Source organism: Microcoleus sp. K4-B3 (assembly GCF_036704615.1).
In the GTDB taxonomy this organism is placed as follows: Bacteria; Cyanobacteriota; Cyanobacteriia; order Cyanobacteriales; family Microcoleaceae; genus Microcoleus.
Genome location: NZ_JAUBSF010000013.1, coordinates 49,694 through 65,868, shown reverse-complemented (window position 1 = coordinate 65,868; position 16,175 = coordinate 49,694). Strand labels below are relative to the sequence as shown.

The window sequence follows — 16,175 nt, the reverse complement described above, 5'->3', positions numbered from 1 at the left end:
TTAACGCTGATAAAGAGGGATTTTATAATGGTTTAATCTGTTGTTAAAATCCTAAATCCATTTTGGCAGCTTCAGCTTCTGCAAATACTTGTTCGTCGGGCATTTCTTGCCAGTCTATATCCCCGATTTCCCTGTAGAATTGCTCGTCGTAAGGACGAGTCTGCACGACTACGGGCATGGGTACGGCGTGTCCCAACACTAATGCTTGCTGTTTGGAGTCGAGTTTTGCCAAAACCGATCGCAAACTCTGCCCTCCCGAAACGCCGGTAAAAATAGCATCGATGTCTTTATCATCGTTTAGCAAAGCAGTAATGCGCGTTCCGACTTGCGACATGACTTCGGCATCAATGCCGGAGGGACGCTGGTCTACAATCAGCAGGGTGACAAAGTATTTTCGCATTTCTCGGGCGATCGTACCGAAAATAGTCGATCGGACGATCGCCGGATCGAGAAAGCGGTGAGCTTCCTCTATGGTAATCACCAAGGGCTGCGGGCGATCGCAAGGATTTTTACTCTGCAAAAACTTCTCAGCTTTCCGCACGTAAGCTTGGTGAATGCGGCGAGTAATCACGTTTGCTGCTAACATATAGGACAGCAAATCCGAGTGGGAACCGAACTCAATTACTACATTTTTTCCACCATCTAAACACTGCAAAACTTCTGTTACATAATTTTTAGGACACCGTTTCCGAATGTATTTCAAATCGTTTAATCGCTCTAACTTCCGCTGCAAAGCCATAATCGAAGACTTATTTCCCCGCTTTTCTTCGCAAAACATTTGGATATCTTCGTTGGTCATTTCCAACAACTTGTTGATCCAACCACTGCCCAACTCATTTCGCAAAATAATCGCATTTTCGATACTAGCTTCCGACAAATTTAACTCGCGCTGCACCAGCGCGATGTCTTCCACCTCAATTTGATCGAAACTCAAAAACAACTCTTGAGCGTCGCGGACTCCCCGGCGTTTTGTCGATTCTGGATCGAGGGTATAAATCTGAATTTTATCGGGAAACAACTGCCGCAAACCTTTAACAGTGCTGAACTGTTTTCCTTCCGAAACAGCTTCCCACCCGTACTCCGAGTGCATATCGAAAATTAAATTAACAGCAGCTTGCTTGCGAATAATTCCCGATAGCAGCAAGCGAGTCAGAAAAGATTTTCCCGTTCCCGACTTGCCAAAAACTCCGTTGCTGCGTTCCACAAATCGGTCTAAATCCAAGCATACAGCAACGTCCATGTCAATCGGTTTGCCGATCGCAAAATTGCGGCGGTACGGGTCATCTTCCCAGCCAAAAACTGCCCGAAAATCGGTTTCTTTGGCATCAAACACCTGGGAAAAGTGGCTGGGAATAGTTTTGACCGGCAGCAACTCAATATCCGCACCGGTTTGTGACTCAAAAGAAGCCAAATTTCCTAAAGCCAACTTGTTCTCGCGGACTCCGCCGTTTTTCGGGTCGAAAATTGCCTGCTGTTTTTCTCGTTCAGCAGTCAACATCAACATCGGCGACAGTTCGATCGTACCGTAGGTGCTGCTACCGGCTAGCACTGCTAGAAGAAAATCGTCGTTGGGATTGGGAGGATTCGATAAAATGCGAGCGCTGGAAGTTCCGAGAGACACGTCGGTGAGCATACAGAAAAAGTGCGATCGCACCCCCCGCACTACTAGAAATTTCCCCACCCTCATATCTTCCACCGAAACGTCGGCGTGCAGCCGCACTTCTAATCCCTTGCTCAGGGAACCTTGAATAACAGAGCCTAACGGTCGATCCATTTTAGATTTTAGATTTTAGATTTTAGATTGTTAATAATCGAGCAATTTTCGCTGGGCGATTTTCAATTTTCTATTTCCGATTGTTAACACTTAACTAATTACCATTCCGATTCTAGTGGCAATTCAAAAAAACTCGGACTCAGATATAGATCCGTCAAATCAGTTTCGCTCAAATAAGCGTCGGTCAAAAATACGCCTTTTAAACTGGCGCCTTTGAGATTAGTACCTTTCAGGTTAGCACCTCTGAGATTAACTCGGAATAAATGAGCATCGCTCAAGTCTGCCTCAGTTAAATCTGCTCCCTCCAAATTTACTCTCATCAAATCTGCTTTTCGGAGGTCAGCTTCGTTTAACTTAGCGCCGCTGAGGTCAGCTTTGGTCAAGTCTACACCTCTCAAGTCTGCCCCGCTCAAGTTAGCGAACAGCAAAGTAGCTCCGGTGAAATCTGTCTCCCTCAAATCGGCATCGCTTAAATTAGCGCCGCTGAGGTCAGCCCTTGTTAAGTCTACACCCCGGAGGTCAGCAGAACTCAAGTTTACTTGGTGTAAAATTGCGCCGCTTAAATCGGCTCCTCTCAAATCTGTTCCCTCCAAATTTGCACCTTTGAGGTAAGCTTTTTTTAAGCTAGCTCTGCTGAGGTCTACATTTTTGAGATTAACCGAACTTAAGTTAGAACCGCTCAAATTAGCTCCGCTTAAATCTGATCCGTTTAAGTCGGCTCCGGTTAAGTTTATCCCTTGCAGCGATACATTGGGAGCAATTAAATAAGCTCCGCCCAGAGCGGGGTCAATGCCTTCTGAAAACAAAGTGTTGTTGCTATAAACAGCTTTCTCCAAAATCGTGCCGCTCAAACTGGCTTCCCTCAAGTCCGCTGCGCTGAGGTTGGCTCCTGCTAAGTTTGCCCGATCGAGTTTTGCGCCAAATAAAATAGCTTTGTATAAGTTTGTCCGCCGCAAATCGGCTCCTTTTAAATCGGCTTCGGTCAAATCTACCATAGCCAGATTTAAGCCGGGGAGCGAAGCATTGGGAGCTAGCAAAAATGCTCCCAATGCACCCGGGTCAATATCCTCGGGAAAGATAGTTCGGTTGTTGTATACAGCCTTGTCTAGAATGGCGCCTCTCAACTGACAACCGCGCAAATCGGCTCCGCTGAGGTTTGCTCTGGTTAAGTTGGCTTCCTGGAGATTTGCTCCAACTAAATTAGCCTTGATCAAACTTGCTTGTTTGAGGTTGGCGCCCGTGAGTTCGGCTCCTACGAGAGTAGCTTCTCGGAGGACAGCATCGGTCAAATTGGCTCTAGTGAGGTTAGCTAAATTGAGAAATGATTCAGCTAAATCCGCCCCGCTGAGATTGGCGCCGGTAAGGTCGGCTTCTATCAGGTCTGCATACCTGAGAATAGCGTCGCTGAGGTTGGTTTCTCGGAGGTCGGTGCCTCTGAGGTTGGCTCCCCGGAGTTCTGCACCGCCGAGGTTGGTGCCTTTGAGGGCTTGTCCCCTGAGGTCGAGTCGGTGCAGAAAGTCACCAACGTTCATTTCCATGTCAATTCACCCTCTCTATTCCGATACTTTGTTCCTAACCTTTGAAATCAAGTTAGATATTCTGAAAGTACCTTTGCTGAGTTCTGGTCAAAACCATTGTAATCATCAATAGCCACAACAGGTGCATCTGGCGGATAGTGTTCTGGAATATCGTCAATGGCTACCCAAGGTGAGTTTTCGGCTTGATTTTGTCGAAGATACTCAAGAACTTCCTGATGTCGCAGATATTTGTGTTGGTGAATATTTTTGGGGTTGAGAAAAGGGGTGAATCCGATAATACGGATAGCGATATCTGGTGAAAACAATGGAGGTATTACCTCGAAGGGAAATATTTCACGCCAATAGGATGAAATTACTACTCGCACATTAGGATAGGAACGAAGGACTTTTTCAAAGTGATTAAGGTCAGCCAAATTAAATTTCATTATATCTGCTTGCAAGCCAGATGTTTCATGTCTTCTATCAGGAATAAGTACAGCATCAATATCTAAAAAAATTAACATTAACTAAAAGTTCTATTTAAGGATTTAATGAATATTAATACTGCTTAATAAGATAAACGTGCATCTACGACGATCTCTCAAGTGTCCGCTGCATCGACTTGTTAGACTGCAACCAACTTTGTTATTAACTGTTTTTCTTGGCGGCTGATTTCTGAGGAAAGGAAGATGCTGGTATCAACAAGTATTGTTCGGAAAACACAGTTTTTCTAAGCTTCTGCGTTCCCCCCTGCTGGGGTAGGGGGGGTTGCCTTCTACCTTCTGCCTTCAGGGAATAGGAGCAAAACTATATATTTTTTGAGGTTCAAGCCGATCGCAAATTCCGACTAATTCCGACAAAAGGAATGTCTCGCGATCGAGCTGGACTTGCAGGGTTTTGAGCGGATCTGCACCGGAGGAAACCATGAATTCTAATTTTTGCAAATCCGACCAGGTGGCTATTTCGCCGAGAATTTGACCGATCGCCTTGACGTAAGGATGGTTTGGATCTTTGTACCAATCGGGGGTTGCGAGTCCGGCTTGGTCGAAGCCGAGGTGAACTATCAGGGAGCTTTCTCCGAAAAGGGCTATTCCCACCGGTCGCGCTTCTTCTTGCAGCAGTAAATCGCGACTTGCTACCAACTGCCGCAGTTTTTCCAGGTGTTCGTACCGATTTTGAATGGCAGCATCTTCGTCTTTTCCTTCTGCTTTCTGGCTTCTATTTTCTGCCTTCAGTTCGCCCCACTGAATCGCCACTGTGATTAAATAAGTTTGCAGCAGCATATGACCGAGTTTTTCGGCTTTTGTTGCCAGATAGATCGAGTTGTAATCTGTGGCTTCAATTAGTAAGGGAACGCGATCGGCTACTTCAATGCCGTAACCTTTCAAACCGGCAATTTTGCGCGGGTTGTTGGTAATCAACCGAATTTTTTGAACTCCCAAATCGTTGAGCATTTGCGCTCCGACGCCGTAGTTCCGCAAGTCGGCGGGAAATCCCAACCGTTCGTTGGCTTCTACGGTATCGAATCCCAAATCTTGCAGGGAGTAAGCTTTTAGTTTATTTACCAATCCAATCCCCCGACCTTCTTGGCGCAAATAAACGATGACGCCAGAACCGACATTTTCGATCATTTTCAGTGCCGCTTGCAGTTGCATTCGGCAGTCGCAGCGCAGGGAACCCAAAGCATCGCCGGTCAGGCATTCGGAATGCACCCGCACCATCACGGGTTTGTCTTTAAATTCTGCCGGGTCGCCCTTGACAATAGCAACGTGTTCTGAGTTGTCTTGAGTGTCGCGGTAGGCGTAAATCATAAACTCGCCGAATTGAGTGGGCAATTTGGCGACGGTTTCGCGGCGGACAAATCGATCGTACTTGAGCCGGTAGCTAATTAAGTCGGCAATACTGATGATTTTTAGGTTGTGGGTTTTGGCGTACTCGATTAATTCCGGCAACCTCGCCATCGAACCGTCGGGGTTTTGAATTTCGCAGATGACGCCGGCAGGATACAGGCCCGCGAGTCTGGCGAGGTCAACCGAGGCCTCGGTGTGACCGGCGCGTTTGAGGACGCCACCGTCGATCGCCCGCAGGGGGAAAATGTGACCGGGACGGCGCAAGTCTTGAGGTTTGGTGTCCGGGTGGATGGCGACTTGGATGGTGCGCGCCCGGTCTTCGGCGGAGATACCGGTACTGACGCCGTTGACTGCATCGATGCTGACGGTGAAGGCAGTTTGGTTGTTGTCAGTATTTTTGCTGACCATGAGGGGCAGTTCCAGGCGATCGAGCCTTTCGCCACTCAAGGCCAGACAAATCAAACCCCTGGCGTTCACGGCCATGAAATTGATGTTGTCGGGGGTGGCGAATTGGGCGGCACAAATCACGTCGCCTTCGTTTTCGCGATTTTCGTCATCGACTACTACCACCATGCGACCTGCTTTGAGGTCTACGAGGGCGCTGTCAATTGAGTCAAATTGAAAGGATTGAGTTGAGGTGTTGTTATTTGTCACTGAGGAGTTCAAGCTATAAACAGTAATGTTATGGAAATAGAATCTATTTTTGATTGTAACCTTTTGTTTCCGGCAGGGCGATTCCCCAGTCCCGATGAGTTTGACAATATTTCTTAACTCATTTACTATAATTATTGCATTTTGTCAACCAAATATCTCCCAAATATTTCATGAGCTTGACTGCTATCGCGAATATTTTAGGTAAACCGTACTTTCAAGCTCCTAATTGCTTAATTTATAACATGAATTGTTTGGAGGCAATGAAGCTGCTGCCCGATCAATTTGTAGATTTAACCGTTACCAGCCCGCCTTATAACATCGGCAAAGAGTACGAAAAATCCTGGGGTTAGATGAGTATTTAAACTGGTGCGAGCAGTGGATAGCGGAGGTTTACCGGGTAACGATCGATCGAGGAGCGTTTTGGCTGAATTTAGGTTATTTGTCAATTCGCGATCGGGCAAAAGCAATTCCGATTTCCTACCTGCTTTGGGACAAAGTGCCTTTTTATCTGATTCAAGAAGTTGTCTGGAACTACCGCGCGGGAGTTGCGGGCAGCAAGTTCTTTTCACCCCGCAATGAAAAGTTTCTCTGGTATGTAAAAAATCCAGATAAGTATACTTTTAATTTAGATGAAGTGCGCGATCCAAATGTGAAATACCCGAATCAGAAAAAGAACGGCAAGATTAAAGTAAATTTAAAAGGCAAAAATCCGACGGATGTTTGGCAGTTCCCAAAAGTTACGTCGGGGAAAAACCGAGCTTCAAAAGAACGCACGCCTCACCCCGCTCAATTTCCTGTTGCTGTTGTCGATCGCATCATCAAGTCTGCATCGAATTTAAACGAAATTGTTTTAGATCCGTTTATGGGTTCCGGGACTACAGCAATTGTGGCTCTGGGTTTGCAGCGACAAGTTATTGGATTTGAAATTAGGGCTGATTACTGTGAGATTGTGGCTAATAGAATCGATATTTTTTTGAGGGACAAGGAACTCATAGAAGCACAGTTATCTTTATTGTAAAGTTGGTAATTGCAGGAATTTAATTTAAATTGTCCCTGAGCGGGAGATCGGTCTCAAGCGATCGCCGCTTAAGACGATCGCACTGCCCAGAACGATCGGCGCGATGGGACAATATTGATATCCAGTCAAATTATCCCAACCATGAATAATTGGCCGAAATTCCTCCCCGATCCTACATCGTGCGCCAGAGGGCTTGCCTTAAGCATTAGCTTTTGGCTGATTCTTTCTGTGCTGCTGCCCAACGCTTACTACTCCTCCGACGGATTTAGCAGCTCTGACTGGGAATCCCCGATCGTACTTGCTTGGTTGTGCCAAATCTTGTTATTTGCTTTCTATCACTGGGGGTTAACCAAGCTTGCAGAGTGGGTGGAAATTCGCCGGCACAATCAGCAACCGCCGACTGTATCGGCTTGGCAGCACTGGAGGGAAGGCGTTATCGCATTTCTCACGCTGCCAGCAGCAATCGTGATGGGAATTCCGGCGATCGCAATTTTTATGCTGCCGCTCAGAAGCTCTTCAGGCGCGCTCATTCCTTTAATTCTAGGAACTGCGATCGCATCTGCTTACCTGTATCACTTCCGCTTTGCAAAGCTGCTTAAAATTATTCTTAAATTCTTAGGGATTTTCTATGCAGACCTTATAAAGATATTTGAACTTTTGTTAGTTCCAGTAGTAACTGGTACTCCGTTTTTTCTGCTAACTATTGCGACGGCAAAAATCCTACCGAAACAGCTACTACCATTAACAACTTTTTTCTTAGTTGTGTGCGTACTGCTGAGTGGAATAGTGGGATATGCAGCTTTGCAGTATTGGTCAGCGCATTTAGTTAATTGGGCAGCGATGTGGTGGCCTGCCGAATCTCCTGGTCAAAGCCGGATTCAAGCTCGCAAAGCCTGGAAACACAACAGGACAGCAACCAGCCAATCTTTTGTTCGGCACACAACCAGTTGGCACTTAGCCGCTAACGACGCTACCAACCTAATTTACCTAAACCTCATAGCAAGCGTACTCGGTGCGATCGCTTTTCTGCTGTTTGGAGAGTCTTCAGAATGGTCAGAAACACAAGAAGAGATTGTAGGATCTGTCGTGGCGCTAGTTTGGGTGGCGCTATGGCATTTCTGGGGGTGGCCTCGCGAAGTAGAAATTGCCACAGGTAAGCCGGAGGCTAAGAAAAAGCGATCGCCCAATTCTAATTCAGGGCCTCCTAATCCGGTAGAACAAGAGCTAAATCAGCTCAAAGCCACAACTGGAATGAATCGGATGAAGCCTGTGAGACGATCGACCCAGCCAACTCCTGAAGTTGCTCAATGGTATGTGTTTCGCAGCGGAGAAGCCAAGGGGCCCTATACCAAATTGCAATTATGGGAGGTTCAGGAAATTACAGCCCGAACCAAAGTGCGCCGCGGGGAAGCCGAGTGGCAGCGCGCGGGTGAAATTCCAGAATTAGCGTCGTACCTCACTCAAAAATAAGACAGTACACGTCACCGCACGTCCATCGGCGCTTAAGACGATCGCGCTGCCCAGAAAGTAGCGCTACTCTTAGAAAAGGGATTTGTGTCAGCGAGACTCCCGGAGATTTTTATGAATATTACTTTGAGTCCTGAGCAGGTGAAATTGATCGAAGCGCAATTAGCACTGGGGCAGTTTACCTCGCCGGAAGAGGTGATTACAAAAGCCCTCCAGACTTTGACTCAAACGCGGAAGCTTTATTGCGAGTGGGTGGAAGAGGTGCGCTCTTCGGTGGAGGAAGCGGAGGCGGAACTATCGCGGGGTGAGGGAATTCCCTTAGAGACTGCGATCGAGCAATTGCAGGAAAAGTTTCGCAAGGCACGAGAGGTTCAGGGATGAACCGATGCTTTGTCTCTCCAACAGCAAGCCGAGACTTGGATGCCATTGGTGATTATTTTGTTGGGCGCAATATTGAGGCTGGGGAGCGATTGCTTCGGGAGTTTGTCAAAAAGTGTGACAACTTAGTCAAATTTCCGAATATGGGGCGCAGTTACGATCGAATTAAGTCGGGACTCCGGGGAGTACCGCTTGATGGCTACATTATCTTTTATCGGGTGGTTGAGAATGGTATCGAAATTTTGCGTGTTATGAGCGGTTTCCAAGAGTTGGAGGCAATGTTTCCGGATGAAAACTGAGCGTTTGGAAGGACGGAACGAGAAGTTGGAAACGCTTTTGTGTCAATCTTATGTAGCCGTCCCATCTTTTGTATCATAACTTTAAGCAGTTAAATAATTCACTCTAAAAACTATTCTCGGCGGGGTTGAACGCTTCTCCACAGCTTTAAATATTCAGGTCGAACAGATTCACCAATCTCGTCAGCTAAACTTCAGGCAAATCGAGTTCGATAATTGACTGCATTGCCCGCATTTTTCCTAAAAAAAAGCCCTCAACTTTGTGAGGGCTTTGCGATGCCAGGAACGAGACTTGAACTCGTGACACGTGGATTTTCAGTCCACTGCTCCCGATCGATTGCTTGAACAGTAACTGCGAAGTCACAACAGCAATTAGGCAATAAATTGAAGGCACGTTGCTACTCCCTCAAAAGCCACTGCAAGATCGGGAATGGCAAGGAGATTAAATTGATAGACCACTAATTTGGGATTTACGCCATCGCTTTTTTTTGTATTATTCTATAATGTTAAAGTCTTTTTTCTTCCTTTATTGTAGGGAATGGTACTGTTGTCATGAATTTTTTCGATGTTTCGATCGCCTTTGTCTGTCAAGCGTTCGGTAGAAAAAGACGATAGGATTCGCTGTCCATCAGAATTCTGAAACCCAGCCACATCAGCACGAAAGGGAAAAACTTGCTCGCATAACGGCTGAGTACCACAGCAATACCAGGTAGATGCGTCAGAGTATAGGACATAAACAGCCAGCAGCAAACAATAAAATAGCAAATTGGTACGATCACAGCCAGATTTTGAATGCTGCTAGTAGCAAATAGGGGAATATAGATGCCAAGATTGTTACCACCGTTAGAAATCGTGACTGCGGAAACGCGATAAGTCTGCGGATCGCGAATTACGTCCCAGAGCGATCGCTGCCGAGAATCAAATCCGCGAAATTTAGAGTTTCTTTTTAGATTATCTGACTTATCTTCGGCTGAATCATCCTTGTTAAGGTTGAGTAAATTATTCAAACCAATGAGTATCGGCAAAATCCCCAGTAGCCCCGTCCAAGTTGAGGGAATTGCTAGCCCCAGTAAGAAACCAACCAGACTTATTGACAGCAATACCGTGAACCCTAGAAGCTCGCCAACCACAATGTGTTTAGGACGAAAAGTACGATTAACCTCACTGAAGAAGGCCGTCAGATAAATGTTGTCGTCAAACGTTGTTGCTACAGCAACAGCCAGTCCGATCTTAATTGTTGCAATTAACCAATCCATTACCATCTCTCACTCAACACCTGTCCGATCGCCGAAACTACAGATTTCTCAACCGCTGTGAAAAATCACCATAATCTCGGTATGATAATGTGAGTATCGCATATTGGGTGTAACAAGCGAGCAAATTTGGTAGTTTATCCGTATCAAGCGGTGCTTTGACTTGAGCCCCCATCTTCAATTCATCCAAGAATGTCCATCACCTGTGTTTATCAAAGGAGTCATTATGATTAGCCGTTTGATTGACCTTCTGCCTAGAGGCGCAGGTCAAAATATCTTACGGTCGCTCAGTTCGGCCACTCGTAGATCGGCCGCCTATCGGTTTGCAGGTCTGTTTTGTATCGGCCTGGTCTTGGTTTTGGTCTTGAGTCTGGCTTTTGACAGTCATGCTGTTGCCGCTTCTGCCTCTGGGAATGTACTCTCCCCTCTAGTAAGTCAGGTAAATCAGACCACACTACCTAAAGACTCAACAATCCGGTTACTGGAAACGGTGGGACTGTTTGTGGGAGGCATCATTTTCTGTATAGTTTTGGATCGCTGGTTCTCTAAACGTTCTGCTCAATCTGGTAACACGCCCTTAGCTGAGCAAGCGCGGCGGCTCAAGCAACTCAAAATCGGTTATCCAGAGGGGATGACAAATCTGGAAGTCCTCCGCGCTCAAGGCTTGCTAGAAAATCGTTTGCGACCCTTTGGGCTGATTGTTACTTGGACCAGCTTCTTATCAGCTTCTGCTCTGATAGAAGCATTAAGCAATGGGACGATCGATTTCTGCGGCGGCGGTGGTACGGCCAGCATCTTCTCGCAAGCAGCAGATCATGTGTTTGTGCGGGTGGCTAAAGAAAAATATACCGCTCCTAAAGGTCAAGCGATTCTGGTACCAGAAGACTCTCCGATTCAGACGCTGGCCGACCTGAAGGGTAAGAAGATTGTTTTTGACAAAGGCTCAAGCGCCCATTACATACTTGTGCGAGCATTGGCAAAAGTGGGACTGGAGTTTAGTGACATTGAGCCAATTTATCTGACCCAGCCACAGGCGCTGCCCCTATTCCGCGCGGGTGAGGTCGATGCTTGGGTGATTTGGGTTCCCTACACGACAACTCAAGCCCGAAGTGCTTATCCAGGGCGCTCGATTGCAGACTTAGAGAGCATCTTTGGTGACAAAGCCTCTTTAGAAGTTCCGACTTATTACTACGCGATTCCAGAGTTGGTACGCGACTATCCCGACTTGCTTAAGGTGATTTTAGAAGAGGTAAATGAAGCGGGAACTTGGGCTAAGAAACAGGAATTAGAAGCTACTAAGCGATTGGCAGAGCACCATGAAATCGATCCATCCATTGTAGAAATTTTACAGCAACGTAGTGCCGAACGCGCTATTATCCCGATCGACGACCAATCGCTCACGGCCCTACAGCACCAGGCAAATATATTTAGAGATTTAGATCTGATTCCTGAGCGCGTGAATGTGAAAGATGGAACCTATAGCTTGCAGACCAAGCAAAACTGGACTTATTAATCTGACAATTATACTCAAGTGTAATTTTTGTCTGATATGACCTATGTTTTTTTTAGCACAAGTCGGTCAAATATTAGCTCTGTCTCGGTTTCGGGGGGGGTTGTCACCTCCCCATCGGCAAACCTACATCTTAATTAGCTGCATTGCCCGCATTTTTCCTAAAAAAAAGCCCTCAACTTTGTGAGGGCTTTGCGATGCCAGGAACGAGACTTGAACTCGTGACACGTGGATTTTCAGTCCACTGCTCTACCAACTGAGCTATCCCGGCTTGTTTTTTCGCGCTTTACTATCTTAGCAGACACATACGGAATTTAGCAAGCACTTTTCTCAATTAATTTTTCGATCGCCCGGAACCGCCCGCCTGTAAGCTAAAGGCTGCAACCTAAAATCCAAGAATCGCAATGGCACAGCAACATCGGGACAGCGAGGGCAAGAGTCTGCTTGTCCTGGGCATAATTTGGCTGCTGGGGGCAATTAGCGATCGCCTCTGGTTTGCCCTCGATCGATCTGTCCCCGCGTGGGATCAGGCAGAATACCTGACTAGCACGCTGAATTACTTGCAGGCGTTGCAGCATCCTCAGTGGTTTTCCGGGGAGTGGTGGACAAACTTCTGGCTGCTTTCGACGAAAATTCCGCCCTTGGCATACATCTTAACGGTTCCCTTTCTTCAGGTTTTCGGTACTGGGGGCGATCGGGCAACCCTCGTTCATCTATTATTTAGTGCAATTCTCCTCGCTTCAGTCTACAGTCTGGGCGTCCAATTATTTAACAGGCAAGTCGCTTTGTGGGCCGCTGCAATTTGCGTTTTGTTACCGGGACTTTATCGGTTCCGCTTGCAATTTTTGCTCGACTATCCCCTCACTGCTGCGATTACTTTTGCTTTCTATTGTCTGACAATGTGGAAGGCTTCTGAAGGAAGAAGGAAGTTCGGCAACGAGCACTGTACGGGATGTAACGGATGTAACGGATGTCAGGAAGAAGGAAGTTCGACAACGGATTTAACGGATGTAACCGATAGAACTCAGTTGGAAGAAGGAACAAAGAAAAAGTATAAATTCTCCCCCTCCCCCACTCCCTCACTCTCCGCGTCATCTTTCTTTTGGGCGATCGCCTTTGGAATTTCTCTCGGTTTATCAATATTAGTTAAACACACTACCGTATTATTTCTGTTTACCCCGATTGTGTGGCTGGCTGTGGGTTCTGTGCGGCGAAAAGCTTGGGGGAGATTAGGTCAATTAACTGGTGCTTTGTTGCTGTCGGTAGCTGTGTTTGGCCCGTGGGCCAAAACCAATTGGCTGTTAATTTTGACCGGGGGAAAACGGGCAACGCTGGATTCTGCGATCGCCGAAGGAGATCCGGGCATCAATACGATCGACGCTTGGATTTACTACGGTGAGCACTTACCCGAACACATTTCTTGGCCTCTGTTACTTATTCCCTTAGTCGGATTGATACTTTATTGGCGTCGCCGGCAAGATAGTTCGTCCATCTTGCATCTCAACTCCTGTCGGTGGCTGGCTGTTTTCTGGGTAGGAGCTTATTTAATTAATTCTCTAAATATCAACAAAGATGACCGATATGTGATACCTTATTTGCCAGTTTTATCTATTTTCTTAGCCTACTGTTTAACGCTGTGGCCTTCTCGGTGGGGGCGACAAATTCGTTGGGGTACAATTGGCTTGGCAATTCTGGCGATGCTGTTCCATATGTGGCCGCTGGGAGGTGCTTTTGGACATAGCTTAGTTCAAATTATCAGTCCCGGCAATTCTAACTATCCTTACTTGGGGAAAGAGTGGCCGCACCGAGAGGTAATTGCAGAAATAATTGATAGGGAACCTTATTTGCAATCTAGTTTAGGCGTGTTGCCTTCGACGCCGGAAATTAACCAGCATAATTTGAATTTTTACGGTGCTTTGGCTAATTTTCAGGTTTACGGGCGGCAGGTGGGAACTAATTTAAAACAAGTGCCGCAAGATGTGCGATCGCTCTCTTGGTTCGTCACAAAAAGTGGCCCGCAAGGTTCGATTCGCGAACGGATTAAAAAAGCTCAAAATGCAGCCGTAACCGCGATTGAAAAAGGTGATAAATTTCAGTTAGAAAAAACTTGGATTTTGCCAGATTATACTAATTTAAATCTTTATCGCAAGCGAGTGCAACCTGTCGAAATACAGCCGTTGAATGAAGCGCGATCGCAAGTACAATTAGATCGAGTTACTGTCGCTGCAAAAGCAGTTCCCGGAGTCGCGCTGCCGGTTACTTATACTTGGTCTGGGTCTTGGCAGCAGTTGCAGTCTGGTTTAGTGTTGGTAACGTGGGAAAATCAGCAGTCTGGCGATATTCCACCGGGACAGACTTTCAGGATTTTACACGATCGCGCGATCGCCCAGGCGACTTTGCATCCGGGGATACTGGAAGCGGATAAATTTGCTGTGGGGTTTCGAGTTGTCGATCGCACGGCGATGCTTCCTCCTGCTAATATTGCACCGGGAACTTACAATCTGCAAGCTACTTATCTAAATCGCAAAACTGGCGAAACTTATCCGATTAATGTGCCGGCAATTAGTGTTAAGATCGAGGCAGAACCTCTGGATATGCGTTCTCAGGCAGAGCATGAAAATGAGGATAATACAGATCAGCCCGAGTTAGATTTGGTGACTCAATTGCGGGCGATGGCGGTTAATTTACCCAAAGGATTGTCCGGTTTAGAACCCGTGTTCGAGCAGATTGGGCGGATCAATCAGTACGATCCAATTCAAGATTATACGGTGCAAGCGGAACAAACCTTAGAATATCGGTTGCAGCAAGAACCAAATAATCTAGAATTGGCTTATGCTTTGGCATTTTCTAGGGTATTGCAGCAGAATGTCGAAAGTGCGATCGCCGCCTTAGAAAAAGTTACCCAACTCGACTCTCAAAACCCATACGCCTATGCTTATCTCGCTTTCGTCCAGCTTTACGGCTGGCATCCCAAAGCCGCTCAAACAGCCTTAAAACCTGCTCTCGCTCTCAACTCCAATCTACCGGAAATTAGAATTTTAAACGGTGTAGCCGCTCTGATGCAAGGTAATCTCCTTCAAGCATGGCAAGATTTGCAATACTTAAAAAAACTAAAAATTTAACAATCCCTTTTATTGTGGCAAGGGCCTCCCGCCTGTGCTTGCGAAGCGGTAAAAAACAGAAAACCAATGAACCAACTCAGAATTGTCTCTCTAATTCCCAGTGCCACCGAAATTGTAGCAGTTTTAGGATTAACGGATGCAATTGTGGGCCGTTCCCACGAATGCGACTATCCCCCAGAAATCCAAAATTTACCTGTTTGCACTCAGCCTAAATTCAATCCCGAAGGAACTAGCAGCGAAATTCACAACCGCGTGACAGAATTGTTGCAAAATGCGCTGAGTGTCTATAAAGTAGAAATAGATACTTTGGAAAAATTGCAGCCGACTCACATTATTACTCAAGCTCAATGTGAAGTCTGTGCTTGTTCTCTGACAGAGGTTGAACAAGCAGTAAGCACGCTGGTAAATAGCAAGCCGGAAATTATTTCTTTGCAGCCGAATCTGCTAGCAGAAATTTGGACGGATATTCAGCGAGTTGCTGATGCTTTGGGCGTAAATGGCAAAAGTGCGATCGATCTTTTGCAATCCCGCATTGATGCTATTACCTCGAAAACACAAGCATCATTTATTCTTACCACAAAAGAAAGACTTCCCAAAGTAGCTTGCATCGAGTGGATTGAGCCTTTGATGGCTGCGGGTAACTGGATTCCCGAATTAGTGGCAATGGCGGGAGGCAATTCGCTGTTTGGAATTGTCGGGGAACATTCCCCTTGGTTAAAATGGGAATCGCTAGTAGAAGCTAATCCCGATGTAATTATTTTCATGCCTTGCGGCTTTGATTTAAACCGCACTCGCAGCGAAGCAATGCAGATAACTAAATACGCAGAATGGCATAATTTGCAAGCAGTAAAAACGGGGAAAGTTTACATTACTGACGGCAATTCTTACTTTAATCGGCCGGGGCCGAGATTGGTTGATTCGTTAGAAATTTTAGCAGAAATTCTCCATCCCGAAATCTTCGATTTTGGCTATCGAGGTAAGAGTTGGCAGCCATTTTTGTAAGTACCTGCAGCTAGCTAAAGCTTTATCTATATAATTCTGAATTGCCTGCCATAAAAATAAGGACACAACAATGTTGTGTCCCTACAGAATATCTATATTTGACCAGATATCAGTAGGGAAACGGCACTGCCGTGTCCGGGCCTTCGCCTTCATTGTGTGCCATAAAAATAAGGACACAACAATGTTGTGTCCCTACAGAATATCTGTATTTCACCAGATATCACTTAATTGCCACTCAGCTCAAATTCGGTTAATTACACATTATCTCTGTAGGAACACCGCACTGCTGTGTCCTTACTTCTGCCGTGTCGGGGACTTCGCCTTCCTTTAACCG

The 16,175-nt window shown here is 46.3% G+C and carries 13 protein-coding genes and 2 tRNA genes; 8 read left to right on the top strand and 7 right to left on the bottom strand.

Annotated features, from left to right (window positions below; all coding sequences use genetic code 11):
• Positions 1-43: 43 nt before the first annotated feature.
• The 4 genes from QUA78_RS08975 to ribBA form a co-directional block, all read right to left on the bottom strand.
• Entirely contained in the window at positions 44-1,774 is a 1,731-nt protein-coding gene (locus QUA78_RS08975) for a helicase HerA domain-containing protein (RefSeq protein ID WP_172190655.1), read from the bottom strand.
• 98 nt (positions 1,775-1,872) lie between these two features.
• A complete protein-coding gene (locus QUA78_RS08970; protein ID WP_333300468.1) occupies positions 1,873-3,312 on the bottom strand; it encodes a pentapeptide repeat-containing protein in 1,440 nt (479 codons plus the stop codon).
• 47 nt (positions 3,313-3,359) lie between these two features.
• The gene (locus QUA78_RS08965) at positions 3,360-3,815 is read right to left on the bottom strand and encodes an HAD domain-containing protein (RefSeq protein WP_333300466.1); all 456 of its coding nucleotides are present in this window, start codon (positions 3,813-3,815) and stop codon (positions 3,360-3,362) included.
• A 264-nt stretch (positions 3,816-4,079) separates the two neighbouring features.
• Positions 4,080-5,795, bottom strand: a complete 1,716-nt coding sequence (gene ribBA / locus QUA78_RS08960) for a bifunctional 3,4-dihydroxy-2-butanone-4-phosphate synthase/GTP cyclohydrolase II (protein ID WP_333300464.1) — start codon at positions 5,793-5,795, stop codon at positions 4,080-4,082.
• 170 nt (positions 5,796-5,965) lie between these two features.
• Here ribBA and QUA78_RS08955 point away from each other — a divergent pair, with 170 nt between their 5' ends.
• The 5 genes from QUA78_RS08955 to QUA78_RS08935 all read left to right on the top strand — a co-directional run bounded on the left by QUA78_RS08955 (position 5,966) and on the right by QUA78_RS08935 (position 8,957).
• Positions 5,966-6,145, top strand: a complete 180-nt coding sequence (locus QUA78_RS08955; protein ID WP_333300462.1) for a hypothetical protein — start codon at positions 5,966-5,968, stop codon at positions 6,143-6,145.
• Positions 6,133-6,813, top strand: a complete 681-nt coding sequence (locus QUA78_RS08950) for a site-specific DNA-methyltransferase (RefSeq protein WP_333300474.1) — start codon at positions 6,133-6,135, stop codon at positions 6,811-6,813. Before QUA78_RS08955 ends, QUA78_RS08950 begins: the two co-directional genes overlap by 13 nt.
• A 141-nt stretch (positions 6,814-6,954) precedes the next feature.
• The gene (locus QUA78_RS08945; RefSeq protein WP_333300460.1) at positions 6,955-8,283 is read left to right on the top strand and encodes a DUF4339 domain-containing protein; all 1,329 of its coding nucleotides are present in this window, start codon (positions 6,955-6,957) and stop codon (positions 8,281-8,283) included.
• Between the two features lie 111 nt (positions 8,284-8,394).
• Positions 8,395-8,661 carry a hypothetical protein gene (locus QUA78_RS08940; protein WP_333300458.1) on the top strand — a complete coding sequence of 89 codons (267 nt, stop codon included), beginning with the start codon at positions 8,395-8,397 and terminating at the stop codon, positions 8,659-8,661.
• Positions 8,658-8,957 (top strand): type II toxin-antitoxin system RelE/ParE family toxin, encoded by a 300-nt coding sequence (locus QUA78_RS08935; RefSeq protein ID WP_333300457.1) that lies wholly within the window; start codon positions 8,658-8,660, stop codon positions 8,955-8,957. The genes QUA78_RS08940 and QUA78_RS08935 overlap by 4 nt, the downstream gene beginning before the upstream one ends.
• Before the next feature lie 277 nt (positions 8,958-9,234).
• On the opposite strand, the gene QUA78_RS08930 is transcribed toward QUA78_RS08935, so the two are convergent.
• Positions 9,235-9,335, bottom strand: a tRNA-Phe gene (locus tag QUA78_RS08930).
• 206 nt (positions 9,336-9,541) lie between these two features.
• On the bottom strand, positions 9,542-10,210 hold the full coding sequence (locus QUA78_RS08925; protein ID WP_333300455.1) for a cadmium resistance transporter: 669 nt from the start codon (positions 10,208-10,210) through the stop codon (positions 9,542-9,544).
• A 223-nt stretch (positions 10,211-10,433) separates the two neighbouring features.
• On the opposite strand from QUA78_RS08925, the gene QUA78_RS08920 reads away from it, so the two are divergent.
• On the top strand, positions 10,434-11,720 hold the full coding sequence (locus QUA78_RS08920) for an aliphatic sulfonate ABC transporter substrate-binding protein (protein WP_333300453.1): 1,287 nt from the start codon (positions 10,434-10,436) through the stop codon (positions 11,718-11,720).
• A 195-nt stretch (positions 11,721-11,915) separates the two neighbouring features.
• On the opposite strand, the gene QUA78_RS08915 is transcribed toward QUA78_RS08920, so the two are convergent.
• Positions 11,916-11,988: transfer RNA gene (locus QUA78_RS08915), tRNA-Phe, on the bottom strand.
• 133 nt (positions 11,989-12,121) lie between these two features.
• Between QUA78_RS08915 and QUA78_RS08910 the strand changes: the two genes are divergently transcribed.
• Together QUA78_RS08910 and QUA78_RS08905 are read left to right on the top strand one after the other, a co-directional pair.
• Positions 12,122-14,839 carry a glycosyltransferase family 39 protein gene (locus tag QUA78_RS08910; protein ID WP_333300452.1) on the top strand — a complete coding sequence of 906 codons (2,718 nt, stop codon included), beginning with the start codon at positions 12,122-12,124 and terminating at the stop codon, positions 14,837-14,839.
• 66 nt (positions 14,840-14,905) lie between these two features.
• Positions 14,906-15,841: a cobalamin-binding protein gene (locus tag QUA78_RS08905; protein ID WP_333300450.1), complete on the top strand. Its 936-nt coding sequence runs from the start codon at positions 14,906-14,908 to the stop codon at positions 15,839-15,841.
• Positions 15,842-16,175: the final 334 nt, after the last annotated feature.